Source organism: Micromonospora antibiotica (assembly GCF_017599305.1).
Classification (GTDB): domain Bacteria; phylum Actinomycetota; class Actinomycetes; order Mycobacteriales; family Micromonosporaceae; genus Micromonospora; species Micromonospora antibiotica.
Genome location: NZ_JAGFWR010000005.1, coordinates 98,603 through 123,304, shown reverse-complemented (window position 1 = coordinate 123,304; position 24,702 = coordinate 98,603). Strand labels below are relative to the sequence as shown.

Below are 24,702 nucleotides of genomic sequence, written 5' to 3'. Positions count from 1 at the left end.
GCAGCGCCGACCGATGGCCTACGCTGCGCCGACGTTTCCCGGTGGCCGACGGGCGACACCGCCGTGGGGGATAGATTGGCCGGGTGCGTATCGCTCGTTTCGCTCATGCCAAGGGAATGTCGTTCGGGGTCGTCGAGGGCGAGTCGGAGGCCGGGCCGCAGGGCCTGACCATCGCCGAGATCGACGGCCACCCGTTCGGGCAGATCCAGTTCTCGGGCGCCCGCTGGGCGCTCTCCGACGTTCGGCTGCTCTCGCCGATCCTGCCGAGCAAGGTGGTCTGTGTCGGGCGTAACTACGCCGAGCACGCCGCCGAGCACGGCAACGAGGTGCCGAAGGAGCCGTTGCTCTTCCTCAAGCCGTCCACCTCGGTGATCGGCCCCCGGGACGCGATCCGGCTGCCGATCTTCTCCAAGCACGTCGAGCACGAGGCGGAGCTGGCCGTGGTGATCGGTGCGCCGGGTGCCCGCCGGGCCGACCGGGCCGCCGCCGAGCGGGCCATCTTCGGCTACACCTGCGCCAACGACGTCACCGCGCGGGATCTGCAGCGGTCCGACTCGCAGTGGACCCGGGCCAAGGGCTTCGACTCGTTCTGCCCCATCGGCCCCTGGATCACCACCGGCCTGGACGTCTCCGACCTGGAGGTCCGCTGCGAGGTGGGGCGCAACCCGGACGAGATGGAGGTACGCCAGCTCGGTCGGACCAAGGACATGGTGTTCGACGTGCCGGCGCTGGTGTCGTACATCTCGCACGTGATGACGCTGCTGCCCGGCGACGTGGTGCTGACCGGCACCCCGGCCGGGGTTAGTCCGCTCACCGACGGGGATACGGTCACCGTGCGGATCGAGGGGATCGGCGAACTCACCAACTCGGTGGTCCCGGTCGCCTGAGCCGTACGACACCCCCTGCTTCCGCAGCTCAAGGGTGGTTTGGGGGATTGGATTTGGCCTGTTGGCGCGGGGAGGGTAAAGTTCCTTCCCGGCGCCACAAGGGGCCAATGGGGTATGGGGTAATTGGCAGCCCAACTGATTCTGGTTCAGTTAGTCTAGGTTCGAGTCCTGGTACCCCAGCGCAACCGCAGGTTCACCCGAATCCGCGGACGCTGGATTCTGACGGTGATCGACACCGCTCCCGCCGCGGGAGTCAAGTTGATCTCTGATAGAGTGCAGCTTCCCCGCCCGGCAGGGCAGGGAAGCACAAGCTATGTTCTGGCCCCGTCGTCTAGTGGCCCAGGACGCCGCCCTCTCAAGGCGGTAGCGCCGGTTCGAATCCGGTCGGGGCTACAACGCTGACAGCCCGTCCCACCTCGCTGGGGCGGGCTTCTTCGCATCCGTACGCGCTCCGCCCGGTCGTTCCGCCCGCCCGCCTGCCTCGCTTGTCCGCCGGCCGGCGGTCGTTCCGCGTCCGCCTGCCTCGTTTGTCTGTCGGCCGGTCGTTCCGCGTCCGCCTGCCTCGCCTGTCCCGCCGCCTGACCGTTTCGCGCCTGCCTGCCCTATTTGTTCGTCGGTCGGCCGCTCCGCCCCGCCTGTCCGCCGCCCGGCCGGAATGTCCGGCTGTCCGCCCGGGCTGTTTTGCCTTCCCGGCCGGGTAGAACCCCACGTGGGGCGCTGTTGCGCCATCCCAGCCACCAGATACCGCTACTTCGCCCCTGGGACGCCCACATCCCCGGGCGCCTACACGCCTGGCCGCCCCCTGGGGGTGCCCACGTCCCCCGGTGCTGGCCGGCGATGGCCCGGTCGGCGCACGACCGCAGGGCCCCGACCCCCGTCTTGGGGGCCGGATGTCGGTGCCGTTAGACTAATCCCGCGCCGCCCCCCGGGGTGGTGAAGCAGGAAAAGTGCCTGGCCCCGTCGTCTAGTGGCCCAGGACGCCGCCCTCTCAAGGCGGTAGCGCCGGTTCGAATCCGGTCGGGGCTACCACACGATCGGCCCGTCTCGCCCCGCGAGGCGGGCCGATCGCCATCTCTCCCGGTCCCGCTCCCCGCCCCGGCCCCGCTCCCGGCCATCTCCCTTGCCCTCCCGCTCCCGCCGGTCTCGCTGCGGTGATCAAGAGGTTTACGTCAGTTGATCAAGAGGTTTGCGTCACTTTGATCTCTAAAAATGACGCAAACCTCTTGATCACCGAGGCGGGTGAGGCGGGCGGGACGTGGGTGAGGCGGGCGGGGCGGGTGGGGCGGGGGAGGGGAGGGTGGGCGGGGGAGGGGGTTAGAGGCCGGAGAGGCGTTGGCCGGCGCGGACGACGGCCATGGCGTGGCGTTCGCCGGGGCGGCGGCCGAGGCGTTCGATGGGGCCGGAGATGCTGATCGAGGCGATCACCCGGCCGGTGCGGTCCCGGATGGGGGCGGAGACGCTCGCCACACCGGCCTCCCGTTCGGCGACGCTCTGCGCCCAGCCCCGGCGGCGTACCTCGGCGAGGGTGCGGCCGGTGAACTTGGACCGGGGCAGCAGCGGCATGACCGCCTCGGGTGGCTCCCAGGCGAGCAGGATCTGCGCGGCGGAGCCGGCCGTCATGGGCAGCACCGAGCCGACCGGGACGGTGTCCCGTAGGCCGCTGGCCCGTTCGGCGGCGGCCACGCAGACCCGTTCGTCGGCCCGGCGTAGGTAGAGTTGGGCGCTCTCCCCGGTGGCGTCGCGCAGTGCGGCCAGGAGTGGCTCGGCGGCGGTCAGCAGGACGTCCGGGGCGGCGTTGGCCAACTCGCCGAGCCGGGGCCCGGGACGCCATCGTCCCTGGGTGTCCCGGACCAGCATCCGGTGGATCTCCAGTGCCTGGGCCAGCCGGTGTGCGGTGGCTCGGGGCAGCTTGGTGCGTTCGACTAGTTCGGCCAGGCTGGCGCCGTCGACACAGGCGGCCAGGATGACCACCGCCTTGTCGAGCACGCCGACACCGCTCATACTGTGTCCCACAAGCCGAAATTTACCTCCCAGAATTTAGGATGTCCAGATGGTGGGAGTCACTCAACCGAGGACCCTGGCCGAGAAGGTCTGGGACGCACACGTCGTACGGACCGCCCAGGGCGAACCGGACCTGCTCTACATCGACCTGCACCTGCTGCACGAGGTGACCAGCCCGCAGGCGTTCGACGGGCTGCGCCAGGCCGGCCGGCAGGTCCGCCGCCCCGATCTCACGCTCGCGACCGAGGATCACAACACCCCGACCGGGTACGACGATCCCGCGTTCCGGCTGCGCCGGGGCGACCTGCTGACGATCGCGGACCCGACTTCGCGTACCCAGATCGAGACGTTGCGCCGCAACTGCGCCGAGTTCGGCCTGCGGCTGCACCCCCTGGGCGACGAGAACCAGGGCATCGTGCACGTGATCGGCCCCCAGCTGGGCGTGACCCAGCCGGGGATGACGATCGTCTGTGGCGACTCCCACACCGCCACCCACGGCGCGTTCGGCGCGTTGGCCTTCGGCATCGGCACCAGTGAGGTCGAACACGTCCTGGCCACCCAGACCCTGCCGCAGGCCCGCCCGAAGACCATGGCGGTCAACGTCACCGGTCAGCTCGGCCCCGGCGTCACCGCCAAGGACCTGGTCCTCGCGCTGATCGCCCAGGTCGGCACGGGCGGCGGACGCGGTCACATCGTGGAGTACCGGGGCGAGGCGATCCGGGCGCTGTCGATGGAGGGCCGGATGACGGTGGCGAACATGTCCATCGAGTGGGGTGCCAAGGCGGGCCTGATCGCGCCGGACGAGACCACCTTCGCGTACCTCAAGGGTCGGCCGCACGCGCCGGCCGGGGCGGACTGGGACGCGGCGCTCGCCTACTGGCGGACGCTGCCCACCGACGACGACGCGACCTTCGACGCCGAGGTGACCCTCGACGCGAGCCGGATCACCCCGTTCGTCACCTGGGGCACCAACCCCGGTCAGGGCGTCCCGCTCGGCGCGGCCGTGCCGGATCCGGAGGAGTTCACCACCGACGCCGAGCGGACCGCCGCGCGCCGGGCCCTGGAGTACATGGACCTCACCCCGGGCACCCCGCTGCGTGACCTCGCCGTCGACGTGGTCTTCGTGGGTTCCTGCACCAACGGCCGGCTGGAGGACCTGCGGGCCGCCGCCGACGTGCTGCGCGGCCACCGGGTCGCCGACGGGGTACGCATGCTGGTGGTGCCCGGCTCCGCCGCCGTGCGGGAGGCCGCCGAGGCGGAGGGCCTGGACAAGGTCTTCGCCGACGCCGGAGCGGAGTGGCGGTTCGCCGGCTGCTCGATGTGCCTGGGCATGAACCCGGACACCCTGAAGCCGGGCGAGCGTTCGGCCTCGACCTCCAACCGCAACTTCGAGGGCCGGCAGGGCCGGGGCGGGCGTACCCACCTGGTGTCGCCGCCGGTCGCCGCCGCCACCGCCGTGACCGGCCGGCTCGCCGCCCCGGCCGATCTGTAGAAGGGCAGCCGAGAGATGGACAAGTTCACCACCCACACCGGCACCGCCGCGCCACTGCGGCGTTCCAATGTGGATACCGATCAGATCATCCCGGCCGTGTACCTCAAGCGGGTGACCCGGACGGGCTTCGCCGACGGGCTCTTCCGGGCCTGGCGCGACGATCCCGCATTCGTGCTCAACAACCCGGCGTATTCCGGGGCCAGCATCCTCGTGGCGGGGCCCGAGTTCGGCACCGGGTCGTCCCGGGAGCACGCTGTGTGGGCGCTGCGCGACGGTGGTTTCCAGGCGGTCGTCTCGCCCCGGTTCGGTGACATCTTCCGGGGCAACGCGCTCAAGGAAGGGCTCCTCCCGGTCGAATTGGAACTGACCGCGGTCGAGCAGATCTGGGACCTCGTGGAGGCCGATCCGACCACGCCGGTGACGGTCGACCTGACCACCCGTGAGGTCCGGGTCGGGGATTCCACCTGGCCGTTCCCGCTCGACGACCACAGCCGCTGGCGGCTGATGGAGGGCCTCGACGACATTGGACTCACCCTGCGGCACGTCGCCGACATTGAGGCGTACGAGGCCGGCCGACCGTCGTTCACCCCCGCCGTGGTCTAGCCGTACGCCGGGCCACGGCACCGTTTTCGCCCCCACCGGTTCATCCGGTGGGGGCGAATCCGTTACGACACAAGGGCTTTTTTCCACCGAATGTTTGTGTCCAGGCTGCACAGGGCATACGGTGCGCGCAGAATGGCTCGCGTCGAGTCAGTTGCACAATCGGGAGGAAGTCGTGAACAAGGCCGAGCTCATCGAGGCGCTCGCCGCTCGCCTGGGGGACCGGAAGTCGGCGACGGCGGCGCTCGACGCGGTCCTCGCCGAGGTCCAGGCGGCGGTCACCAAGGGCGACAAAGTGGCGATCACCGGATTCGGATCGTTCGAAAAGCGTGTCCGGGCGGCGCGAACAGCGCGCAACCCGCGTACCGGTGAGGCGGTGAAGGTCAAGAAGACATCCGTGCCGGCCTTCAAGCCGGGCGCCGGTTTCAAGGAGATGGTGGCCACCGGCAAGGTGCCGAAGACCGCCGCTCCGGCGAAGAAGACCACCACCACGGCGGCCGCCAAGGCCACCGGCACGAAGGCCACCGCCGCGAAGGCGGCCGGCGCCAAGGCCACCGGCGCGAAGGCGACCACGGCCAAGGCGACCACGGCCAAGAAGACGACCGCGGCCAGCAAGGCGACCGGGACGAAGGCGACCGGCGTCAAGGCCACCGCGGCCAAGAAGACGACCGCGGCCAGCAAGGCCACCGGTGCCGCCAAGACCACCGCGGCGAAGGCCACCAAGGCCGCCACCGCGACCAAGGCGGCCACGAAGAAGGCCGCTCCGGCGAAGAAGACCGCCACGGCGACCAAGTCGGCTCCCGCCCGGAGCGCGGCGGCCAAGAAGACCGCCGCGGCCAAGAGCACCACCGCCAAGGCCACCACCGCGAAGAAGGCGCCGGCGAAGCGGACCGCCGCCAAGCGCTGATTTCCCGGTACGACGAAACGGGCGCCCACCGCCACGGTGGGCGCCCGTTTCCGACCTCCAACCGGGGGCCGGCCGCGACTGTCCGGCGTCGGCCGGGTCGTGAGGGTCCTGCACATGGTCAGCCGCGAGGGCGTACGGGCGTCCGGCCGCGACTGTCCGGCGTCGGCCGACCGTTAGGGTCCTGCGCCCGGTCGGCCGCGGGGGCGCAGCGGCGTCCGGCCGCGACTGTCCGGCGTCGGCCGGTCGTGAGGGTCCTGCGCCCGGTCGGCCGCGAGGGTGCAACGGCGAGTGTCCGGGGCCGGTCGGGGGTGGGTGTTCAGAGGCGGTCGGCGGCGAGCAGCCGGTCGGCGGTGAAGGCGAGCAGCCAACCGCCCCCCTTGGCGGTGCCGAAGTCGTCGTCGCGCCCGGCGAGCCGGGCCAACGCCCCCGGGATCACCTTGCCCTGGCTGCACACCCCGACCGGCTGCCCACGGGCGGCCAGCTCGGCCAACCGGCCGGCGGCGGCCAACGCGCACTCGTCGACCTGCTGACCCGGCTGCGGCTCGTCGAAGTCCCCGCACACCTCGATCGGCAGATCCAGCAGGTCGGCCACCGGGTCCAGGGTCTGCACGCAGCGGCGGGGCGAGGCCGACAGCAGCCGTACCGGGCGGACCAAGGCGACCAGCGGGGCCAACGCCCGTGCCTGGGTGACCCCCTCGGCGTCCAACGGCCGGCCGGTGTCCGGTCCGGACCAGGTCGCCCGCTTACCGGCGTGGGCGTGCCGGACCAGGGCCACCGTGCCGGTGACCCGGGGCAGGGCGGCGAACGCGGTCAGCACCTGCGCGTCGTGCGGGTAGCTGACCCGCCGGACGGCGGCGTCGACGTCGAGCCAGCACACGTCGTCGACCTCGGTGTCCGGCTGGAACCCGCCGCTGGCCACGGCCCGCATCGACCAGTAGTCGACCACCTTCGGCCGGCCCTCACTGCGGTACCGCACGGTGGGCAGCCGGACCTGCGGCACGGCCCGCACGTCGGACTCCTCGGCCACCTCGCGGACGGCGGCCAGCAGCGGGTGCTCGCCGCGTTCCAGCTTGCCCTTGGGCAGCGACCAGTCGCCGTAGCGGGGTCGGTGCACCAGGCAGACCTCGACCCCGCCGTCACCGGCCGGCCGCCAGGCCACCCCACCGGCCGCCCGGATCCCGGCCGCCTCCTCGTCCACCATCTGGTCACCCTACGTCCGGAGAATCGGTCCCGTCGGTCGCCCGCCTGGCCCGTCGCCCGCCTGGCCCGTCGCCCGCCTGGCCCGTCGCCCGCCCGGCCCGCCGGACGGGCGACCTGACGGTCAGCCGGCGGAGCTGCCCACCCGGCGCAGCAGCAGCTCCTGCAGGTCGTGCAGGGGCTGCTCGGCGCTGCCGGTACGCCGGGTCCAGTTGCCGTCGGCGGCCAGCTCGAACGCGTCCACGTCCGGGCTCATCGCGGTGGTCATCACCTGGTCCAGTTCGGCTCGGGCGACCGGGTCGCTGACCTGCACCAGCGCCTCGACCCGGCGGTCGAGGTTGCGGTGCATCAGGTCGGCGGAACCCATCCAGAATTCGGCGTCGCCGTTGTTGCCGAACCGGAAGATCCGCGAGTGTTCCAGGAACCGGCCGAGGATCGAGCGGACCCGGATGTTCTCCGACAGCCCCGGCACCCCCGGCCGCAGCGTGCACATCCCCCGGATCAGCAGGTCCACGTGCACGCCGGCCCGCGACGCCCGGTAGAGCGCGTCGGTGATCTCCTCGTCGACCAGCGAGTTCACCTTGAACTGCACCAGCCCCGGCATGCCCAGCCGGACGTGCGCGATCTCCCGCTCGATCCGCTCCACCAACCCGCTGCGGATGCCCTGCGGGGCGACCAGCAACCGCCGGTACGCGGTCTGCCGGCTGTAGCCGGTGAGCACGTTGAACAGGTCGGTCAGGTCGGCGCCGATCTCCGGGTCGGCGGTGAGCACGCCGAAGTCCTCGTACAGTCGGGCGGTCTTGGGGTGGTAGTTGCCGGTGCCGATGTGGCAGTACCGGCGGATCTGGTTGCCCTCCTGGCGTACCACCAGGGCGGTCTTGCAGTGCGTCTTGAGCCCGACCAGGCCGTAGACGACGTGGCAGCCGGCCCGTTCCAGGGTGCGCGCCCAGCCGATGTTGGCCACCTCGTCGAAGCGGGCCTTCAGCTCCACCAGCACCACCACCTGCTTGCCGGCGGCGGCGGCGTCGACCAGCGCGTCGACGATCGGGGAGTCGCCGCTGGTGCGGTAAAGGGTCTGCTTGATGGCCAGCACGTTCGGGTCGGCGGCGGCCTGCTCGACGAAGCGTTGCACGCTGGTCGCGAACGAGTGGTACGGGTGGTGCACCAGCACGTCGCCGTCGCGCAGGGTGGCGAAGACGCTGCGCGGCACCTCGCCCTCGGCCAGCCGGGGGTGGGTGGCCGGCACGAACGGCTTGTCCTTCAGGTCGGGGCGGTCCGCCTCGCCGTAGAGCTGCCACAGCGCCGACAGGTCCAGCAGGCCGGGCACCCGCAGCACGTCGTGCCCGTCCATGTCCAGCTCGCGGACGAGCAGCTCCAGCATGTGGTCGGAGATGGAGGCGGCCACCTCCAGCCGGACCGGGGGGCCGAAGCGTCGCCGGGCCAGCTCCCGTTCCAACGCCTGGAGCAGATCCTCGTCGCGGTCCTCGTCGACCTCCACCTCGGCGTTGCGGGTGACCCGGAACAGGTGGCACTCGACCACCTGCATGCCGGAGAAGAGTTGCCCCAGGTGCACCGAGATGAGTTCCTCGACGGGCAGCATCCGCAGCCCCGGCTGGTCGCGGGCCACCCGGACGAAGCGGGGCACGTTGTTGGGCACCTTCACCCGGGCGAACAGCTCCGAACCGCCGTCGGGGTCGCGTACCGCCACGGCCAGGTTCAACGACCGCCCGGAGATGTACGGGAACGGGTGCGCCGGGTCCACCGCGAGCGGGGTGAGCACCGGGAAGATGTGTTCCCGGAAGTAGGTGCGCAGCCGTTCCCGTTCCGGGTCGTCCAGCTCCGCCCAGCGCAGGATCCGGATGTCCTCCCGGGCCAGTTGCGGCAGCAGGTCGTCGACGAAGCAGGCGGCCTGCCGGGCGACCAGCCCGGCGGCGCACTCGGTGATCCGTTCCAGCTGGGTACGCAGCGGCAGCCGGTCCCCGCCGCGTACCGGCAGACCGGCGGAGAGGCGGCGCTTGAGCCCGGCCACCCGCACCATGTAGAACTCGTCGAGGTTGCTGGCGAAGATGGCCAGGAACTTCGCCCGTTCCAGCAGCGGCGTGCCGGGGTCCTCGGCCAACGCGAGCACCCGGCCGTTGAAGTCGAGCCAGGACAGCTCCCGGTTGAGGAACCGGTCCGCCGGCAGCGGTTCGACGGCGGGTGCCCCGTCGGCGGTGCTCGACCCCGTGGCGGTGGACGCGCCGTCGGCGGTGGGCCGGTCGCCGGTGTCGAGCACCTCGTCCAGGCCGGCGGAGGCCCCGGCGGCGCTGGCGGCGGGGGAGTCGGGTGCCGTGGCGGCGACGTCCTCGGGGGCGCGGCGGGTGCGGGAACCGCCCCGGCGGCGGGTGCCGTTGCGGGTCGGGTCGGTGGCGGCGGACGGGCTGGTGGGGTGCTCGCGAGGGGTGCTCACCCGCTCATAATCACCCGATTACGGTTAACGCAAAATGAACTTGGGCCGGGTTGTTCAGGCCATCGTCGGCAATGTCACCCGGACGACCCCGCCGTCCGGACCGGTTTCCACCCGGAGCCGTTGGCCGAGGCGGAGCAGGCGCAGCCCGGAGGCGTCGAAGGCGCGGGCCGGGAAGGGCAGCTCGGTGCCGTCGTCGAGGAGCAGCACGCCGGTGCGGGTCTGCGCGTCGAAGGTCGCCACGGTGCCCTGCATGTCAGCACCGTACACCTGTGGTGTCGCCGGGGTGGGTGGTCGGTCCGGGGCCGCCGGCCGGTTCAGTCGGGCCGGCCGGGACCCGCCGGGACGACGCCGGTCAGCGCGCCGGTGGCCGGGCCGAGGCCGAGCCGGGCCGCGTCGGCCAGGTCGGCGGCGGTGTCGACGTCGCGCCGCAGGCTCGGCCAACCGCCCGGCAGCGGCACCGCCCCGGAGGTCAGGTGGGCGGCGGCCGAGTCGACCCCGAACCGGGGGTCCAGTGGCACCCCGGGGGGCGCGGCGAGCAGCGTGGTGCCGGTGCCGGGGGCGTCGGAGACGAACCGGCGTACCCCCGCCGGGCCGGTGCCGACCGCGTGCAGTGCGGCGGCCAGCTCGGCCGGGCGCAGCGCCGGCAGGTCCGCGGTGAGCGCCGCCACCCAGGTCCCGCACCCACCTCCGGCGGGGTCGTCACCGTCGGTGACCGCCACGTCGACGCCGTGTCGTAGGGCGGCGTTCAGCCCGGAATCCGGGCGGTCCGGCACCACCCGGGCGCCCGCCGCGCCGACCGCCGCCGCCACCTGCGGGTCGGCGGTGACCACCAGCACCTCGGCGACCGCCGGGCAGGCCAGCGCCGCGCCGACCGTGTCGGCCGCCAACGCCAGCGCCAGCTCCTCGTGGGGTACGCCCGGCAGCGCCCCCCGCAGTCGGCTCTTGGCCGCACGGAGCCGCTTCACCGGTACCACCACCACCCACCTCGCCTGGCCCACGTCGACAATCCTGCCAGCGCCGACGGCGGTACCCCTCACTGGCCGTACCGGGGACGAGCAGGCATGATTTCCGCTGCGGGCCGCAACGGTGGGGGTGCGGCGCGCGGGCGGGGTGACGAGGAGGCAGGGGTGACACGGCGCAGGCTGGGTTTCTGGCGACGGTTCGCCGTGGCGCTGGTCAAGCCCGTGATGCTGGCCTGGACCCGACGCACCTGGCACGGGGCCGAGGAGCTGCGCCGTCCGGGGGGCGTCATCATCGTCCCCAACCACCTCTCGCACACCGATCCGCTGGTCTGCGCGCACTTCATCTACGACGCCGGCCGGTGGCCGCAGTTCCTCGGCAAGGCCAGCGTGTTCCGGGTCCCGGTGGTCGGCTGGATCCTGCACCGCTGCCGGCAGATCCCGGTGGAACGGGAGACGTCCGTCGCGGTCAAGTCGTTGGACCGGCTGGTCGCCGCGCTGGACGCGGGCGGCGCGGTGGTCATCTACCCGGAGGGCACCATCACCCGGGAGCCGCAGCTGTGGCCGATGCGGGGCAAGACCGGCGCGGCCCGGCTGGCCCTGGCCACCGGCGCACCGGTCATCCCGGTCGCGCTGTGGGGCCCGGAACGGCTCTTCGACCCGCGTACCCGCCGGGTGGGGTTGCGGCCCCGGACCCCGGTGACGGTGGTAGCCGGTCCGCCGGTCGACCTGAGCCGGTGGGCGGGGGCCACCCCCGGCCGGGTGGTGCTGGAGGAGATGACCGACCAGATCATGTTGACCCTGCGTGACCTGCTCGCCGGCATCCGGGGCGGGACACCGCCGCCGCTGTGGGAACGTCCCGTCAGTCCGCGTACTCCCGAGGTGACCGAATGAGCGAGTGGATCGACCGGCGCGACGCACGGACGGCAGGGGCATGAGCGGACGGACCGGGCGGACCGGCGCGTGGGCGTACGGCGTCACCGACGGTGGGGAGGCGACGGCGTGAGTGGCCACGTGGCGGTGCTGGGGGCGGGTTCCTGGGGGACGGCGTTCGCCAAGATCCTCGCCGACGCCGGTCGGGAGGTGACCATCCTGGCCCGGCGGGAACAGGTCGTCGAGGCGATCCGCACCCACCGGCGCAACCCCGACTACCTGCCGGAGCTGCGGCTGCCCGACCGGGTCACCGCGACCGGCGACGCGGCCAAGGCGATCTCCGGCGCGGAGCTGGTGGTGCTGTCGGTGCCGTCGCAGACGCTGCGCGGCAACCTCGCCGAGTGGGCCGGTCACCTCGCCCCGGACGCCACCCTCGTCTCCCTGATGAAGGGGATCGAGCTGGGCACCACCCGGCGGATGAGCGAGGTGATCGTGGAGACCGCCCGGGTCACCGCCGACCGGGTGGTGGTCGTCTCCGGCCCCAACCTGGCCCCCGAGATCGCCGTCGAGCAGCCGGCGGCGACGGTGGTCGCCGGCACCGACGCCCGCCGCACCGAACTGGTGCAGCAGTCGATCCGCACCCCGTACTTCCGGCCCTACACCAACGACGACGTGATCGGCTGCGAGCTGGGCGGGGCGGTCAAGAACGTGATCGCCCTGTCCTACGGGATCGCCACCGCGATGGGCTTCGGCGACAACACCCGGGCGATGCTGATGACCCGGGGGCTGGCCGAGACCGCCCGCCTGGGCGTGGCGCTCGGCGCCGACCCGATCACCTTCGCCGGCCTGGCCGGCATGGGTGACCTGGTAGCGTCCTGCTCGTCGCCGTTGGCCCGCAACCGCACCTTCGGCGAGCACCTGGGCCGGGGGGAGACCCTGGAGCAGGCGCAGGCGGCCACCCGACAGACCGCCGAGGGCGTGAAGAGCTGCCTGGCGATCCGGGACCTGGCCCGCGCGCACGGGGTGGAGATGCCGATCACCGAGCAGATCGAACGGATCTGCCACGAGGGGATGGACCCGAGGCTGGCAGTGGACACCCTGATGAGCCGTACCGCCAAGCCGGAGTCGTACGAGTGAGCGGCCAGTCGGTCCCACCGGGGGAGCAGGGACACTGGCACGACGGGACCCGGTGCGTGCACGCCGGGCTGCCGGAGCCGGCACCGGGGCAGCCGTTCCTGCCCGGCCCGGTGTTCGCCGCGCCCTACCACCTCGACCCGTGGCAGGGGCCGGCCGGGGCGTCGAACGGCTACGGCCGCCCGGACAACCCGACCCGCCGGCTGCTGGAGACGGCCATCGGGGAGCTGGAAGGGGGCGACTGCCGGGTCTTCGCCTCCGGGCAGGCCGCCATCACCGGAATGCTGCTGGCGGTGCTGCGCCCCGGCGACACGGTGCTGCTGCCCGCCGACGGCTACTTCCCCGTCCGGGCGTTCGCCACCGACACCCTCGCCGGGATGGGGGTACGGGTCAGCTTCGTGCCCACCGCCGGGCCGTACCCGTCGTTCGACGGGGTGCGGCTGGTGCTGCTGGAGACCCCGGCGAACCCGGGCCTGGACGTGGTCGACATCGCCGCCGTGGCCGACGCGGCGCACGCGGCCGGCGCGCTGGTCGCGGTGGACAACACCACCGCCACCCCGCTCGGGCAGCGCCCGCTGGACCTGGGAGCCGACCTGGTGGTCGCCTCCGGCACCAAGGCGCTGACCGGCCACTCGGACCTGCTGCTGGGCTACGTGGCCTCCCGGTCGGCGCAACTGCTGGAGACGGTGACCGGGTGGCGGACCACCACCGGTGCGGTGCCCGGGGCGTTCGACGCCTGGCTGGCCCACCGGTCGCTGGCCACCCTCGACCTGCGGTTGGCCCGGCAGTCCGCCAACGCGGCGGCACTGGTCGGGCTGCTCGCCGGCCGGGCCGACGTGACCGGGCTGCGCTGGCCGGGCCGCCCGGGGGACCCGGCGTACCCGGTGGCGTCGCGGCAGCTGCGACGGATGCCCGGGGTGCTCTCGTTCGACCTCGGGGACGCCGACCGGGTGGCCCGGTTCATCGTCGCGTCCCGGCTGGTCACCGCCGCGACCTCGTTCGGCGGCCTGCACACCAGCGCCGACCGGCGGGCGCAGTGGGGCGACGACACGGCCCCCGGCTTCGTCCGGCTCTCCTGCGGGGTGGAGGACACCGCCGATCTGGTCGCCGACGTGGCCGCCGCACTGGACAGCGCGGGGGCGGCCGGTCCGCTATCGTGATGCCGGCCCGTACGGGCCCCGACCGGAGGAGGTGAGTCCGATCCACCAGACGTCAGGACCGGCGCTCCCCGTCGAGTCCCCGTCGCTGCGGTAGCGACGGTGGGAGCGCCGACGTGCGCTCCCGAAAGGCATCACCATGGCATCCGACCTGTTCCCCCACGATCACGCCGCCCTCGTCGCCCGGCTGCGCGCCGCCGGCTGCGTCTATGCCGAGGACGAGGCGACGCTGCTCGTCTCCGCCGCCGACTCGCCGCAGGTGTTGACCGCCCTGACCGACCGGCGGGTCGCCGGTGAACCGTTGGAACACCTGCTCGGCTGGGCCGAGTTCTGTGGCCGTCGGGTCGCCGTCGACCCGGGGGTGTTCGTACCCCGGGCCCGGACCGCGCTGCTGGTGGAAGCCGCCGTGTCGGTCGCCGGGCCGGCCCCGGCGCTGGTCGACCTCTGTTGCGGCTCGGGCGCGATCAGCGTCGCGCTGGTCGACCGGCTCGCCCCCCGCTGGCTCGCCGCCGTCGACGTGGACCCGGCCGCCGTGGCCTGCGCCCGCCGTAACCTGGCCGGCCGGGACGTCACCGTCGTGCAGGGCGACCTGTACGACCCGCTGCCGCTTCAGTGGCGGGGCCGGTTGGACGTGGTGGTCGCCAACGCCCCCTATGTGCCCACCCCGGCGGTGGCTCTGATGCCGGCGGAGGCACGGCTGCACGAGGCGTCGGTGGCGTTGGACGGCGGCAGCGACGGGCTGGCCGTGTTGCGTCGGGTGGCGGCCGGTGCGGTCGACTGGCTGCGGCCCGGCGGTCACCTGGTGGTGGAGGTCAGCGCCGGGCAGGCCGGGGCGTTGTGTGAGGCGATGACCGGGCTGGGTCTGCTGCCGACTGTGCTGCGCGCCGAGGAGTGGGAGGCCACCGGGGTCCTCGCCCGCCGCCCGGACTGAGCGGCCCCGCCGCCGACCGGGTGCTCTTCGACGCCGACGACCGCTTCGAGGTCGAACGGCCCGTCGGGTCCGACCGGGGCGACCCGACGGCGGGTTCGCCCCGGTCGGGGGCGTGACGGGCGGCGGGAACGGGAACTAATCTCGCAGCAGGCCCAGCTGGAGGTGGCGGATGGTCGGCGTGGACGTGCCGGTGGTGGTCGGCCTCGACAACGGTGGCACCAGCAACAACGCCACCGTGCTCCGCCTGGACGGCCGGTTCCTGGTCGACGGGCTGGTGGAGACCCCCAGCGAGGTGACCGCGGGGCCGCAGGTGGCGATCGAGGCGCTGGCCCACGCGTTCGACGGGGTGCTGGCCCATACCGGTGTGCCCCGCGAGCAGGTCCGGGCGGTGGGGTTGGACACCCCGGGGCCGGCCAGCGCCACCGGCGTCATCTCGTCCCGGGGGTCGACGAACTTCGCCCAGCCCGCCTGGCACGGGTTCGACGTGCGGGGGGCGCTGGAGCGACGTCTCGGCCTGCCGGTGATCTATCACAACGACGGCAACGCCGCCGCGCTCTACGCCCACCACGTCCACTTCGGAGCCGAGGCGGCGACCCGGTCGTCGGTCGCGGCGATCGTCGGCACCGGTCTCGGCGGCGGGCTGGTGATCGACGGCCGGGTGGTCACCGGCGCGGCCGGGATGGCCGGGGAGTTCGGCCACGTGCACATCCCGCTGGCCGGGCTGCTCGCCCCCGGTCAACCCGAACCGCGGTGCGCCTGCGGCTTCGTCGGGGACGCGGAGAGCGTCGCCTCGCTAACCGCGATCGGCCGCAACCTGCTGCCGTACCGGCTGTCCCGGCAGCCGGAGCATCCGTTGGCGCAGGAGCCGCCCGAGCGTGCCGCCAGGCTGCTACGGGGGTACGCCGAGCGCGGTGATCCGCTGGCCCGGGAGGTCTTCGCCCAGCAGGCGGCGGCACTCGGCCGGTTGTTCACCATCGCCGCCAACTTCGCCGACCCGCACGCGTACTTCGTCGGTGGTGGGGTGGTGGAGGCGACGCCGGAGTTCCGCGACTGGTTCCTCGACACCGTCCGGGCGCACACGGTGCTCCGGGCGGAGCAGGCCGCGCTGGTCACCTTCGCCCTGGTCCCGGACCGGGACATGGCCGGGGCGCGTGGGGTGGCCATCGCCGCGGCCGAGGCGGTCCGTCCTGCCGCCGCCCCACCTGCCGCCCTGATCGACTGACCCGTCCGCCCCCGCACCGCTTCGGTGCGGGGGCGGTGCCGGGTCAGTGGCGCTGTGGGGCCGGCGGGGCGGTGGCGAAGGCGGCCCAGGCCGTGGGTGGGAAGAGCAGCACCGGGCCGCCCGGGTCCTTGGAGTCGCGGATCGCGACCCGGCCCGGCAGTGACGCCAGCTCGACGCAGGCCCCCTCGTCCCCGCTGTGGCTGCTCTTGCGCCAGGCGGCCCCGGACAGGGCCACGCCGATCGTCGGTGTCATCGGTCTCCTACCGTCCCTTCATCAGTTGCAGCAGTCGGTCGCGGCTGTCCGCCGGGCTGAGCGCGACGGTCCGCAGATGTTCCATGATCTTGGTGCAGGTCCGCAGGTCACCCGGCCGGTCCAGGACCATCTGACCGGCCACGGTCTCCACCGAGGCGATCAGCGGGTCCTCGGGGTCGGCGAACTCCAGGATGTGCAGTGAGCCCCGGGTGCCCCGGTGGTAGCCGGCGGAGAGCGGGATCACCTGGACGGTGACGTTCGGCAGCTCCGCCGTCTTGAGCAGGTGGCTCAGCTGCGCCTCCATCACCGTGCGGTCGCCGACGGGACGCAGCAGCGCGCCCTCGTCGATGATCGCGTCGAAGATCGGGGGTTCGGCGGCGGTGATCCGTTGCTGCCGGTCCAGCCGGAGCTTGACCCGCTGCTCGACCTGGTCGTCGGTGAGGGTGTGCGGCCCGCCCCGCATCACGCCCCGGATGTAGTCGGCGGTCTGGAGCAGGCCGGGCACGATCGAGGGTTCGAAGTTGGCGATCGCGGTGGCCTCGGCCTCCAGCGCGATGAAGTCGATCGTGCGTTTGTCCAGCAGGTGTGAGTAGGGCACCCACCAGCCGGGTTTACGGGTGTCCTTGGCGAGCTGGACCGCTGCGGCGATCTCCTCGGGCCGTACCCCGTAGAGGCTGAGCAGCGCGCGGACGGTGGCCGGGTTGACCAGGGTCTGTGCGTTCTCGTAGCGGCTGAGGGTGCTGCGGGTGCTGTTGATCTCGTCGGCGGCGGCCTCCAGGGTGAGGCCGGCCGCTTCCCGGTGGGCGCGTAGGGCGATGCCTAGGCGGCGAGCCCGAGCGGTCTTGGGAGCCATACGTCGATGGTGGCATATGTCTTTGGGAACTTGTGCATGAGAGAACGTCGATGAGAGTTGCATTCACGCCTGTCCACCTGTCAATCTGTAATGGAGTCCTCACCAACGGTTGTCGTGGCGACGGCGGTGGTGAGTGACCGGAGGGGATGAGGCGCGTGGCGATCGGGTTTACTCCCCCGTTCCCGATCGCCACGTGCCGCCGCCGCCATCCATCGTCTGGAAAGGACTTCGGACTGTGAGGGGCCTGATGACGGCGATGACGCGGTTCCTGGTGGTGCTCAGTGACGTCCGGCCGGTGGAGGCGCAGGTGCGCGACGAACGGGCCTGCCCCGAGCGCCGCCGCCAGGTCGTCGGCGCGAACAGTCGGGAGGCGGCCGACCGGATCGCCGGGGCGTTCATGGCCCTGGGCATGGTCCGGGCCGGGCGGCAGCGGGTGAAGGTGATCGCCGTCGGGCGTCGCCGTCGCGTCCTGCCCGCCGACCCGGGCTGAGCGTCACGTACCGTATCGGGGTGGATGACCGTTTGCGAGGGCGGTTCGCGTCCTGCCGGGTATCACCATCGGGGTGTCGCCACCCACAGTAAGGTCAGTCGGGTGAGCGCAACTGACGGCTCCGCAGGCGCGTACCGAGAGGTGACCCGAGTGACCACCCCAGGCAAGACCCGCGTGGCGATCGTCTTCGGCGGCCGCAGCCCCGAACACGGCATCTCCTGCGTCAGCGCCGGCAGTGTGCTCGGCGCGCTCGACCCCGACGAGTACGACGTGGTGCCGGTCGGCATCACCCGGCAGGGCCAGTGGGTGCTGACCAGCGGGGACCCGGGCGAGTTGGCGATCCGCGCCCGCAAGCTCCCGGAGATCACCGCCGGGGCCGGGGCCGAGGTCGTGCTGCGGACCGACCCGACCGCAGGGGGCCTGCTGGTGCTCGACCCCACCGAGGGTCCCCGGGCACTCGCCGACGTCGACGTCGTCTTCCCGGTGCTGCACGGCGCGTACGGCGAGGACGGCACCATCCAGGGCATGCTGGAGATGGCCGACATCCCGTACGTCGGCGCGAACGTCTTCGCCTCCGCCGCGGCGATGGACAAGGAGTTCACCAAGAAGCTCTGCGTCGCCGAGGGCATCCCGGTCGGCCCGTACGCGGTGCTGCGCAACGGAATGACCCTGAGCGAGACCGACAAGCAGCGGCTGGGGCTGCCGGTCTTCGTCAAGCCGTCCCGCGCCGGCTCGTCGTTCGGCATCACCAAGGTCGACGACTGGGCGCAACTCGATGCCGCCGTGGCCACCGCCCGGGAGATCGACACCAAGGTGCTGGTCGAGGCCGCGATCGTCGGCCGGGAAATCGAGTGCGGCGTGCTGGAGGGCGAGGCAGGCGGGGCGCCCGAGGCGTCCGTGCTGGCCGAGGTGCGGATGGTCGGCGACCGCGAGTGGTACGACTTCGAGGCCAAGTACCTCTTCGCCGACGAGGTCTGCGAGTACGACGTCCCCGCCGGCCTGCCCGACCGGGTCACCCGTCAGGTCCAGGAGTACGCCACCCGCGCCTTCACCGCCCTGGACTGCGCCGGCCTGGCCCGGGTCGACTTCTTCGTCACCCCCGACCTGGACGTCTACCTCAACGAGATCAACACGATGCCCGGGTTCACCCCGACGTCGATGTTCCCCCGGATGTGGGCGGCCAGCGGCCTGGAGTACCCCAAGCTGGTCAACCGGCTGATCCGGACCGCCCTGCACCGGCACTGACCCCTGCACCGGCCCTCCGTACTGGCGGCCGGCCCTCCCGCAGACCGGCGTCCGGGCATCTTCCCGACGCCGGTCGACCATGTTGTCGGTCCCTGATTCGGGCGGTCCTGGTCGGGGCCGGTCTGTCAATGGGCGAGAGTAATCCACCGGCATATCCCACGGGCAATAAAGCCGATGGTGGTTATGGCAATTATGGTGGGGTGGCACGGATTCCTGACAACCATTGTTCGGCGTTGTGATCAATAGTAGAACCTCAATATGCTGCCGGAGTTCGGATACCTGCAAGGGGCAAAATGGAGGTCCTCTTGAAATCCGCTCTGCGTTGGTCCGTGAGTGCTGGTGCGGCATTCACCCTGATCCTGACCGGTGCGCCGGCAGCCGAGGCGAATTCGACCACGGTCGACCAGAAGGGAAACATCACGGCGATTGCCCGTACCCTGGACGGCCGGGCGATCACCAATGAGAAGATCGCGAAGGAGGTCGCCGACTTCTGGACCCCGGAGCGCATGGCGTCCGCCGTCGACCTGGACTTCCCGAAGTCGGGCAGGGCGGCCGCGTCGTCGAGCCACGCGCCGAGGCCCACCGGACCGGCCGGTACGGTCGCGCCGGTGGTCCCGAGCATCGCCGGCGGCCCCAGGACGATGCTGAACGAGGCGGTGACCGTCGGCAAGGTCTATTTCACCGTTCCCGGCGGCGGCACCGCCTCCTGCTCGGCCAGCACCGTCGCCAGCGCCAAACGGCGACTCGTGATCACCGCCGGCCACTGCGTCCACCAGGGCGGCGGCGGTCAGTGGTACACCAACTGGCAGTTCGTCCCCCGGTACCGCAACGGGGTGCGGCCGTTCGGCACCTTCGTCGCCTACAGCCTCTCCACCCGGGGCGCCTGGGCCAGCTCGTCGAGCTACGCCGAGGACATGGGCATCGCGGTGATGTCCAACGGCGGCATCTACAACGCGAAGGTCGTCGACACCGTCGGCGGCAACGGGCTCCGGTGGAACTGGGGCTACAGCGTCGCGGTCACCGCCCTCGGCTATCCGTCCAACCTCGGCGGCGGTGAGAGCCAGCAATACTGTCAGAGCACCACCTGGGACGCCGGCGGCCAGCAGATCCGAATGTACTGCAACATGACCTACGGTTCCAGCGGCGGGCCGTGGTTGCAGGAATACAACGACTCGATCGGCGCCGGATACATCAACAGCACCGTCAGCCACGGCGACAATCCCGGCAACGGGCAATTCGACGGCCCGTACTACGACGACGACATCAAGAGCCTTTACGACTACGCAGAAGCCGGCTCTCCCGCGTAATTCCCTCCCCGGACAGCGCCCCGGCCACCGGCCGGGGCGCTGTCGTGCCGTGCGGCCCCCGGAATGCGAATTGTCAGGGCTCCGGCGGAACCCGGGTGCGGGCCGCCGTGCAGGTGGGCTGACGCGGGGTGGCGCGCTGCGGCGGTTGCCGCCCCTGGTCCGCCGGCCGCACCCCGGCGCGCTGCACGAAGATGCTCCGCCGGGCCACCGCCCGGTCCCGGGCGTCGAGCTGGTAGACGTCCAGCCAGACCCACCCGTCGTACGTCGGCCGGTCGTCGATCCGGATCAGCCGGCACCGGATCGGGCGGATGAACTGCACACTGGCCGCCCGGGTGATCAGCAGCAGGTCACCGGGCTTCACGGCGCGGCCGGCCGCTGCTGCTCACCGGCATCGGGGGCGGTGTGGTGGGGAGGTGGGTGGTCGGGCCGGTGGCGCCAGGCGCGGAGGGTCTCGGCGGCTGCGGTGAGGCGGCGGCAGGAGCCGTCGGGCTGGCAGCGGGGGCAGGCGTTGCGGTGGTGGAAGTCGACCACGTAGCCGGCCATCAGGACGCGGAACGGCGGTTCGGGTCGCCCGTCAAGCATGGCGGGTGCCCCGCTGGACGTGTCGTCCCTCGTCCCCGCTCGACCATGTGCGCCGGGGCGACGGCCTCATCGGCGGTGCTCCTCGACCGCGTGCCGGGCCCGCCACCGCGCGGCCGGGGTCATCAGTGGCCGGTCCCGCGCGAAGATCACCGTAGGGCTGTTCCACGCCGGCCGTCCCGTCCCGTCTTCCCTGGGCTCCCCGCACCGTGTGCCGGGCAGGCCGTCCGGCAATATCGACTCACCTGAGGCGATATTGCGGTTTCCCGGCGCGGCGATACCGCTGTTTCGCAGCAGCGCAGATCGCGGTCGGCCGGCTCCTGCCGAGGCGTCCACCCTGGTCGGTGGATCAGGCGGGTCTGTTCGTCGTGCAAGGGGCGGACGGCTTACGCCATCAATCGGATGATCTTTTCGCTGAAACCATTTCCATCGGGCCACGCGCCACCTCCACTGCTCGTCGACAGGCGCTCTGCCAGCCACGATCCGAGAACAGCGGCGACCCGTGCAATGCTCCTGGTGAGACATTCACCCGGGAGGCACACCTTGCGGGTGACGAAGCAAAGGGCGTCGCACGGCGTGCCTGATGACGTGTCGTGGTGAGACGGGAAGGATGGTGTCCGTGACGGAGATCGGCTCGACCGTGCCGAGAAGGGAACTCGGCCGACTGTTACGACAGGCCCGGGAAGTGGCCGGTTTCGGCCTGGAGGCCGCCGCGTCCGACCTGGAGTGGTCACGCGCCAAGATGTACCGGATAGAGGCGGGGCAGACGCCGCTGCGCGCACTCGACGTCGACCAGATGTGCCGCCTCTACGGCACCCCGTCCGAGTTGACCGAAGTCCTCGTGAGCCTGGCCAAGGAGTCGAAGAGTAAGGGCTGGTACCACGCCTATGGCGAGGTAATCCCACGCTGGTTCCAGTTGTACGTCGGCTTGGAGGTGGCGGCCAGCCGCCTCCGCACCTACGAACACGCGCTGGTGCCGGGCCTGCTCCAGACCCCGGAGTACGTCGCCGAGGTGGCACGCACCAGACCCGGTATCGCGGATGAGGACGTGGTGAAGCTCGTCGAACTTCGACAGGAACGTCAACGCCTGCTCACCAGGAAGCGGCCGGCGGCTCCCGAGTTCGAGGCGATCATCGAGGAAGCGGTATTGCGCAAGCGGGTGCCCTGTATGGCTGGGCAGTTGGACAGACTGATCGAAGCTAATCAGGCCCAGAACATCATGGTCAGGATCGTTCCGCTCGCCTCGGGGCTGAGTCGGGCAGCGATCGCAGGGAGCTTTGTCATCCTGGATTTTCCCACCAGGGGAGCCCGGTCCGCCGAACCGACGACGGTCTACAGCGAAGGGCTGTCCGGGGCGCTTTACCTTGATCGCATCGAAGAGGTCAAGGCTTACGCCCATGTGTGGAACACGCTCGATGTCCAGGCGCTGGGCGCGGAGGAGTCAGGCAAGCTGATGCAGGAGATCAAGGAGGAGTTCGGTGACTGAAATCAGCGGGCCGACCTGGCGTAAGAGTAGCCGCAGTAGTGACCAGGGCAACTGCGTCGAGGTCGCGGACAACCTCTCCGCTGCCGTGGGAGTGCGGGACAGTAAGGACGTCGCCGGGCCGATACTGGTGTTCTCCGCCCGGTCCTGGCGGAGCTTCCTTCAGACGATCAAGGAGAGCGACCATGGCTGATTTCGGTGGGGCCGTCTGGCGCAAGGGCAGTCGTAGTGGTGCCGAGGGCAACTGCGTGGAGGTCGCCGACAACCTGCCTGCCGTGGTCGGAGTGCGGGACAGCAAGGACGTCGCCGGCCCGGTGCTGGTGTTCTCCCCTCAGGCGTGGCGGAGCTTCCTCGCCACCATCGACCGCCACCACTGACCGACCCATCGACCCATCCGACCCACCCGGCTCACCCGTCCGCGCCGGAACGGGCTTCCGGCCCGGTGGCCCGGGGCCCGCCAGAGGGTCCCCGGGCTGGTGGGCGTGGTGCGTTCAGTGGAACTGTCCGGGCTGGTAGGTGCCGGCCGGCTGCCGCGTGATGATGTTCATCCGGTTCGCCAGGTTCATGAACGAGACCAGGAGTACCAGCGCGACCAGTTGCTCGTCGTCGTAGTGCTTCGCGGCGTGCGCCCACACCTCGTCGCTGACCCCGCCGGCCGCGTCCGCCACCCGGGTCCCCTCCTCGGCCAGCGCCAACGCGGCCCGCTCGGCCTCGGTGAACACCGTGGCCTCCCGCCATGCCGCGACCAGGTTCAGCCGCACCGACGTCTCACCCGCCGCAGCGGCGTCCTTGGTGTGCATGTCGACGCAGAAGGCGCAGCCGTTGATCTGGCTCACGCGCAGCGCCACCAGTCCCTGGGTGGGGGCCGGCAGCGCTGACTCCTTCAGCGCCCTGCCTGCCGACATCAGGTGCTTGAAGGCCCTGCCGGCGGTCGGGTCGGTGAGGAAGTTCAGTCGGGCGTCCATGGTGTGCTCCTCTGCGGTCGTTCGTGGCTGCACCTCCTCGGACGGGGTGGCCCGCCTCCCCGTGACACAGCTGAACGTGACCCGCGTCTCGCCGCTCGGCGGCTGACGTCGTCCGCTAACGGGGGCGGGACCCCCGGAGGAACTGGTCGACGGCGGTCCGGGTGATCCCGTCGAGCAGTGGCGGTGCGATCATGTTGCCGTTGACCAGGGTGGCGATGCCCTGCAATGTCGCGAACAGCACGGTCCCGGCGAGTTCCGGGGAGCCGGGCTCCAGCACGCCCTGGGCCTGCCCCTGGCTGATCAGCTCGCCCATCAGCCCGAACGGGCCGGCGGCGGCGGCGACGAGATGGTCGGCCCCCTCGCGGTGCTTGGCGGCGAACATCAGCTCCAGCAGGGCGGCGTCCTCGGTGGCGAACCGCAGGTAGGCGGCGGCCACGGCGTGCAGGCGCGGCGCGAAGTCGTCCCCGGCGGCGACGAGCGCCGCGTGCAGTTCGGCGTGCAGCCGGGCGAATCCGGCCTCGGCGAGGGCGTCCAGCAGCGCCTGCCGGTCGGCGAAGTGCCGGCGCGGCGCGGCGTGACTCACGCCGACCTCCCGGGCCAGTTCGCGCAGCGAGAGCTGGCCGGCGCCGTGCTGGCGCAGGCTGCGCTCGGCTGCGGCGAGCAGCGTCGAGCGCAGGTTTCCATGGTGGTACGCGGGCACGACGGTCATGGTAGTCGAAAAAATGTCGTCGTTGCCGACATTGTTGTCGCCGTATACATTGTTGGCCATGACAACATTCACGAGTGCCCAGGTTCCCGCCATGACCGGCCGTACCGTCATCGTCACCGGCGCGAACAGCGGCATCGGCCGGGTCGCCGCCGGGGTGCTCGCCGCCCGGGGTGCCCACGTCGTCCTCGCCGTCCGCGACCTGGCCAAGGGGCAGACCGCCGCCGCCGGCATGACCGGCGACGTCGAGGTGCGGCGGCTCGACCTGGCCGACCTCGCCTCGGTGCGTGAGTTCGCCGAGGGTCACACCGGGCCGATCGACCTGCTGATCAACAATGCCGGGCTGATGATCCCGCCGCTCGGCCGTACCGCCGACGGGTTCGAGCTCCAGTTCGGCACCAACCACCTCGGGCACTTCGCGCTCACCAATCTGCTGCTGCCGCAGATCCGGGGCCGGGTGGTCACCGTCGCCTCCTCCGCGCACCGGGGCGGGAAGATCGACTTCGCCGACCTGAACTGGGAGCGCCGCCCCTACCGGGCGTTCCCCGCGTACGCCCAGTCGAAGCTGGCGAACCTGCTGTTCACCGCCGAACTGCACCGCCGCCTCACCGAGGTCGGCTCGCCGGTGCTGGCGACCGCCGCCCACCCCGGCCTGGCCGCCACCAACCTGCTCGGGCACCTCGACCACGACCGCTCCCTGTGGAACCGGCTCCAGACGACCCTGGGCCACCGCTTCGCGCAGAGCGGCGACGACGGCGCGCTGCCCACCCTCTACGCGGCGGTGGCCGACGTCCCGGGCGGCAGCTACGCCGGGCCGGACGGCCTCTTCGAGGGGCGTGGTGCGCCCAAGCTCGTCGGCCGGTCGAAGGCCGCCCGGGACGCGGCCGTCGCCCGTCGGCTGTGGACGGTCTCCGAGGAACTGACCGGCGTCAGCTTCCCGCTCGCCGCCCAGCCCACCCGGTAGGTGACCGTCGGCGGCACGGGCCGGACCCCGCTGGTCGCCGACGGGGCG

Annotated in this window: 27 protein-coding genes and 3 tRNA genes; 19 read left to right on the top strand and 11 right to left on the bottom strand. The window is 72.0% G+C overall.

Going from position 1 to position 24,702, the window contains the following annotated elements; genetic code table 11:
• Window positions 1-83 precede the first annotated feature (83 nt).
• The 4 genes from JQN83_RS12385 (at window position 84) to JQN83_RS12370 (ending at window position 1,916) form a co-directional block, all read left to right on the top strand.
• Entirely contained in the window at window positions 84-887 is an 804-nt protein-coding gene (locus tag JQN83_RS12385; RefSeq protein WP_208567257.1) for a fumarylacetoacetate hydrolase family protein, read from the top strand.
• A gap of 108 nt (window positions 888-995) precedes the next feature.
• Window positions 996-1,067: transfer RNA gene (locus tag JQN83_RS12380), tRNA-Gln, on the top strand.
• Between the two features lie 140 nt (window positions 1,068-1,207).
• Window positions 1,208-1,280, top strand: a tRNA-Glu gene (locus JQN83_RS12375).
• A gap of 560 nt (window positions 1,281-1,840) precedes the next feature.
• Window positions 1,841-1,916: transfer RNA gene (locus tag JQN83_RS12370), tRNA-Glu, on the top strand.
• A gap of 285 nt (window positions 1,917-2,201) precedes the next feature.
• On the opposite strand, the gene JQN83_RS12365 is transcribed toward JQN83_RS12370, so the two are convergent.
• Window positions 2,202-2,888: an IclR family transcriptional regulator gene (locus JQN83_RS12365; protein WP_088646078.1), complete on the bottom strand. Its 687-nt coding sequence runs from the start codon at window positions 2,886-2,888 to the stop codon at window positions 2,202-2,204.
• 49 nt (window positions 2,889-2,937) lie between these two features.
• Between JQN83_RS12365 and leuC the strand changes: the two genes are divergently transcribed.
• From leuC to JQN83_RS12350, 3 genes are all read left to right on the top strand, one after another.
• Window positions 2,938-4,380, top strand: coding sequence for a 3-isopropylmalate dehydratase large subunit (gene leuC, locus JQN83_RS12360; RefSeq protein WP_208567256.1), 1,443 nt, complete (start codon window positions 2,938-2,940; stop codon window positions 4,378-4,380).
• Between the two features lie 15 nt (window positions 4,381-4,395).
• Window positions 4,396-4,983: a 3-isopropylmalate dehydratase small subunit gene (gene leuD, locus JQN83_RS12355; RefSeq protein WP_208567255.1), complete on the top strand. Its 588-nt coding sequence runs from the start codon at window positions 4,396-4,398 to the stop codon at window positions 4,981-4,983.
• 172 nt (window positions 4,984-5,155) lie between these two features.
• The gene (locus JQN83_RS12350) at window positions 5,156-5,887 is read left to right on the top strand and encodes an HU family DNA-binding protein (protein ID WP_208567452.1); all 732 of its coding nucleotides are present in this window, start codon (window positions 5,156-5,158) and stop codon (window positions 5,885-5,887) included.
• A gap of 316 nt (window positions 5,888-6,203) precedes the next feature.
• Here JQN83_RS12350 and JQN83_RS12345 read toward each other — a convergent pair whose 3' ends face one another.
• From JQN83_RS12345 to cofC, 4 genes are all read right to left on the bottom strand, one after another.
• Complete coding sequence (locus JQN83_RS12345; protein ID WP_208567254.1) at window positions 6,204-7,088, bottom strand: NUDIX hydrolase; 885 nt, start codon at window positions 7,086-7,088, stop codon at window positions 6,204-6,206.
• 120 nt (window positions 7,089-7,208) lie between these two features.
• The gene (locus JQN83_RS12340; protein WP_244252338.1) at window positions 7,209-9,368 is read right to left on the bottom strand and encodes an RNA degradosome polyphosphate kinase; all 2,160 of its coding nucleotides are present in this window, start codon (window positions 9,366-9,368) and stop codon (window positions 7,209-7,211) included.
• A gap of 219 nt (window positions 9,369-9,587) precedes the next feature.
• On the bottom strand, window positions 9,588-9,785 hold the full coding sequence (locus tag JQN83_RS12335; protein WP_208567252.1) for a cold-shock protein: 198 nt from the start codon (window positions 9,783-9,785) through the stop codon (window positions 9,588-9,590).
• Window positions 9,786-9,847: 62 nt separating this feature from the next.
• Complete coding sequence (gene cofC, locus JQN83_RS12330) at window positions 9,848-10,531, bottom strand: 2-phospho-L-lactate guanylyltransferase (protein ID WP_208567251.1); 684 nt, start codon at window positions 10,529-10,531, stop codon at window positions 9,848-9,850.
• Between the two features lie 129 nt (window positions 10,532-10,660).
• Here cofC and JQN83_RS12325 point away from each other — a divergent pair, with 129 nt between their 5' ends.
• The 5 genes from JQN83_RS12325 to JQN83_RS12305 all read left to right on the top strand — a co-directional run bounded on the left by JQN83_RS12325 (window position 10,661) and on the right by JQN83_RS12305 (window position 15,809).
• The gene (locus JQN83_RS12325) at window positions 10,661-11,386 is read left to right on the top strand and encodes a lysophospholipid acyltransferase family protein (protein WP_208567250.1); all 726 of its coding nucleotides are present in this window, start codon (window positions 10,661-10,663) and stop codon (window positions 11,384-11,386) included.
• Window positions 11,387-11,494: 108 nt separating this feature from the next.
• Window positions 11,495-12,502 carry an NAD(P)H-dependent glycerol-3-phosphate dehydrogenase gene (locus JQN83_RS12320; protein ID WP_208567249.1) on the top strand — a complete coding sequence of 336 codons (1,008 nt, stop codon included), beginning with the start codon at window positions 11,495-11,497 and terminating at the stop codon, window positions 12,500-12,502.
• Window positions 12,499-13,659, top strand: coding sequence for a cystathionine gamma-lyase (locus JQN83_RS12315; RefSeq protein ID WP_208567248.1), 1,161 nt, complete (start codon window positions 12,499-12,501; stop codon window positions 13,657-13,659). The genes JQN83_RS12320 and JQN83_RS12315 overlap by 4 nt, the downstream gene beginning before the upstream one ends.
• A gap of 136 nt (window positions 13,660-13,795) precedes the next feature.
• Window positions 13,796-14,587 carry a putative protein N(5)-glutamine methyltransferase gene (locus JQN83_RS12310; RefSeq protein ID WP_208567247.1) on the top strand — a complete coding sequence of 264 codons (792 nt, stop codon included), beginning with the start codon at window positions 13,796-13,798 and terminating at the stop codon, window positions 14,585-14,587.
• 169 nt (window positions 14,588-14,756) lie between these two features.
• A complete protein-coding gene (locus tag JQN83_RS12305) occupies window positions 14,757-15,809 on the top strand; it encodes an ROK family protein (RefSeq protein WP_208567246.1) in 1,053 nt (350 codons plus the stop codon).
• 43 nt (window positions 15,810-15,852) lie between these two features.
• On the opposite strand, the gene JQN83_RS12300 is transcribed toward JQN83_RS12305, so the two are convergent.
• A complete protein-coding gene (locus JQN83_RS12300) occupies window positions 15,853-16,062 on the bottom strand; it encodes a DUF397 domain-containing protein (protein WP_208567245.1) in 210 nt (69 codons plus the stop codon).
• A 7-nt stretch (window positions 16,063-16,069) separates the two neighbouring features.
• Window positions 16,070-16,915, bottom strand: a complete 846-nt coding sequence (locus JQN83_RS12295) for a helix-turn-helix domain-containing protein (RefSeq protein ID WP_208567244.1) — start codon at window positions 16,913-16,915, stop codon at window positions 16,070-16,072.
• Between the two features lie 256 nt (window positions 16,916-17,171).
• On the opposite strand from JQN83_RS12295, the gene JQN83_RS12290 reads away from it, so the two are divergent.
• The 3 genes from JQN83_RS12290 to JQN83_RS12280 all read left to right on the top strand — a co-directional run bounded on the left by JQN83_RS12290 (window position 17,172) and on the right by JQN83_RS12280 (window position 19,957).
• On the top strand, window positions 17,172-17,405 hold the full coding sequence (locus JQN83_RS12290) for a hypothetical protein (protein WP_208567451.1): 234 nt from the start codon (window positions 17,172-17,174) through the stop codon (window positions 17,403-17,405).
• A gap of 150 nt (window positions 17,406-17,555) precedes the next feature.
• Window positions 17,556-18,650, top strand: a complete 1,095-nt coding sequence (locus JQN83_RS12285; protein ID WP_208567243.1) for a D-alanine--D-alanine ligase family protein — start codon at window positions 17,556-17,558, stop codon at window positions 18,648-18,650.
• A 293-nt stretch (window positions 18,651-18,943) separates the two neighbouring features.
• The gene (locus JQN83_RS12280) at window positions 18,944-19,957 is read left to right on the top strand and encodes a trypsin-like serine peptidase (RefSeq protein WP_208567242.1); all 1,014 of its coding nucleotides are present in this window, start codon (window positions 18,944-18,946) and stop codon (window positions 19,955-19,957) included.
• Window positions 19,958-20,030: 73 nt separating this feature from the next.
• Here the strand turns inward: JQN83_RS12280 and JQN83_RS12275 are convergent, their stop codons facing one another.
• Together JQN83_RS12275 and JQN83_RS12270 are read right to left on the bottom strand one after the other, a co-directional pair.
• Window positions 20,031-20,318 carry a hypothetical protein gene (locus JQN83_RS12275; protein ID WP_208567241.1) on the bottom strand — a complete coding sequence of 96 codons (288 nt, stop codon included), beginning with the start codon at window positions 20,316-20,318 and terminating at the stop codon, window positions 20,031-20,033.
• Window positions 20,315-20,539, bottom strand: coding sequence for a hypothetical protein (locus JQN83_RS12270; RefSeq protein WP_208567240.1), 225 nt, complete (start codon window positions 20,537-20,539; stop codon window positions 20,315-20,317). The genes JQN83_RS12275 and JQN83_RS12270 overlap by 4 nt, the downstream gene beginning before the upstream one ends.
• Window positions 20,540-21,146: 607 nt before the next feature.
• Here JQN83_RS12270 and JQN83_RS12265 point away from each other — a divergent pair.
• Genes JQN83_RS12265 through JQN83_RS12255 form a run of 3 tightly spaced genes read left to right on the top strand, consistent with a single transcriptional unit; the run spans window position 21,147 to window position 22,396 of the window.
• A complete protein-coding gene (locus JQN83_RS12265) occupies window positions 21,147-22,022 on the top strand; it encodes a helix-turn-helix domain-containing protein (protein ID WP_208567239.1) in 876 nt (291 codons plus the stop codon).
• Window positions 22,015-22,212, top strand: coding sequence for a DUF397 domain-containing protein (locus JQN83_RS12260; protein WP_208567238.1), 198 nt, complete (start codon window positions 22,015-22,017; stop codon window positions 22,210-22,212). The genes JQN83_RS12265 and JQN83_RS12260 overlap by 8 nt, the downstream gene beginning before the upstream one ends.
• Complete coding sequence (locus JQN83_RS12255) at window positions 22,205-22,396, top strand: DUF397 domain-containing protein (protein ID WP_208567237.1); 192 nt, start codon at window positions 22,205-22,207, stop codon at window positions 22,394-22,396. Before JQN83_RS12260 ends, JQN83_RS12255 begins: the two co-directional genes overlap by 8 nt.
• A gap of 114 nt (window positions 22,397-22,510) precedes the next feature.
• Here JQN83_RS12255 and JQN83_RS12250 read toward each other — a convergent pair whose 3' ends face one another.
• A complete protein-coding gene (locus JQN83_RS12250; RefSeq protein ID WP_208567236.1) occupies window positions 22,511-22,984 on the bottom strand; it encodes a carboxymuconolactone decarboxylase family protein in 474 nt (157 codons plus the stop codon).
• 115 nt (window positions 22,985-23,099) lie between these two features.
• On the bottom strand, window positions 23,100-23,753 hold the full coding sequence (locus JQN83_RS12245; protein ID WP_244252300.1) for a TetR/AcrR family transcriptional regulator: 654 nt from the start codon (window positions 23,751-23,753) through the stop codon (window positions 23,100-23,102).
• Here JQN83_RS12245 and JQN83_RS12240 point away from each other — a divergent pair.
• Complete coding sequence (locus tag JQN83_RS12240) at window positions 23,752-24,654, top strand: oxidoreductase (protein ID WP_208567235.1); 903 nt, start codon at window positions 23,752-23,754, stop codon at window positions 24,652-24,654. The genes JQN83_RS12245 and JQN83_RS12240 overlap by 2 nt on opposite strands.
• The last annotated feature ends 48 nt before the right edge of the window (window positions 24,655-24,702 follow it).

Coding starts and splice junctions, on each gene's coding strand:
- JQN83_RS12365 (WP_088646078.1), bottom strand. CDS start 2,888: ATGAGCGGTGTCGGCGTGCTCGACAAGGCGGTGGTCATCCTGGCCGCC.
- leuC (WP_208567256.1), top strand. CDS start 2,938: ATGGTGGGAGTCACTCAACCGAGGACCCTGGCCGAGAAGGTCTGGGAC.
- leuD (WP_208567255.1), top strand. CDS start 4,396: ATGGACAAGTTCACCACCCACACCGGCACCGCCGCGCCACTGCGGCGT.
- JQN83_RS12345 (WP_208567254.1), bottom strand. CDS start 7,088: ATGGTGGACGAGGAGGCGGCCGGGATCCGGGCGGCCGGTGGGGTGGCC.
- JQN83_RS12335 (WP_208567252.1), bottom strand. CDS start 9,785: ATGCAGGGCACCGTGGCGACCTTCGACGCGCAGACCCGCACCGGCGTG.
- JQN83_RS12310 (WP_208567247.1), top strand. CDS start 13,796: ATGGCATCCGACCTGTTCCCCCACGATCACGCCGCCCTCGTCGCCCGG.
- JQN83_RS12305 (WP_208567246.1), top strand. CDS start 14,757: ATGGTCGGCGTGGACGTGCCGGTGGTGGTCGGCCTCGACAACGGTGGC.
- JQN83_RS12300 (WP_208567245.1), bottom strand. CDS start 16,062: ATGACACCGACGATCGGCGTGGCCCTGTCCGGGGCCGCCTGGCGCAAG.
- JQN83_RS12295 (WP_208567244.1), bottom strand. CDS start 16,915: ATGGCTCCCAAGACCGCTCGGGCTCGCCGCCTAGGCATCGCCCTACGC.
- JQN83_RS12290 (WP_208567451.1), top strand. CDS start 17,172: ATGACGCGGTTCCTGGTGGTGCTCAGTGACGTCCGGCCGGTGGAGGCG.
- JQN83_RS12280 (WP_208567242.1), top strand. CDS start 18,944: ATGGAGGTCCTCTTGAAATCCGCTCTGCGTTGGTCCGTGAGTGCTGGT.
- JQN83_RS12270 (WP_208567240.1), bottom strand. CDS start 20,539: ATGCTTGACGGGCGACCCGAACCGCCGTTCCGCGTCCTGATGGCCGGC.
- JQN83_RS12265 (WP_208567239.1), top strand. CDS start 21,147: ATGGTGTCCGTGACGGAGATCGGCTCGACCGTGCCGAGAAGGGAACTC.
- JQN83_RS12255 (WP_208567237.1), top strand. CDS start 22,205: ATGGCTGATTTCGGTGGGGCCGTCTGGCGCAAGGGCAGTCGTAGTGGT.
- JQN83_RS12250 (WP_208567236.1), bottom strand. CDS start 22,984: ATGGACGCCCGACTGAACTTCCTCACCGACCCGACCGCCGGCAGGGCC.
- JQN83_RS12240 (WP_208567235.1), top strand. CDS start 23,752: ATGACAACATTCACGAGTGCCCAGGTTCCCGCCATGACCGGCCGTACC.
- JQN83_RS12245 (WP_244252300.1), bottom strand. CDS start 23,753: ATGGCCAACAATGTATACGGCGACAACAATGTCGGCAACGACGACATT.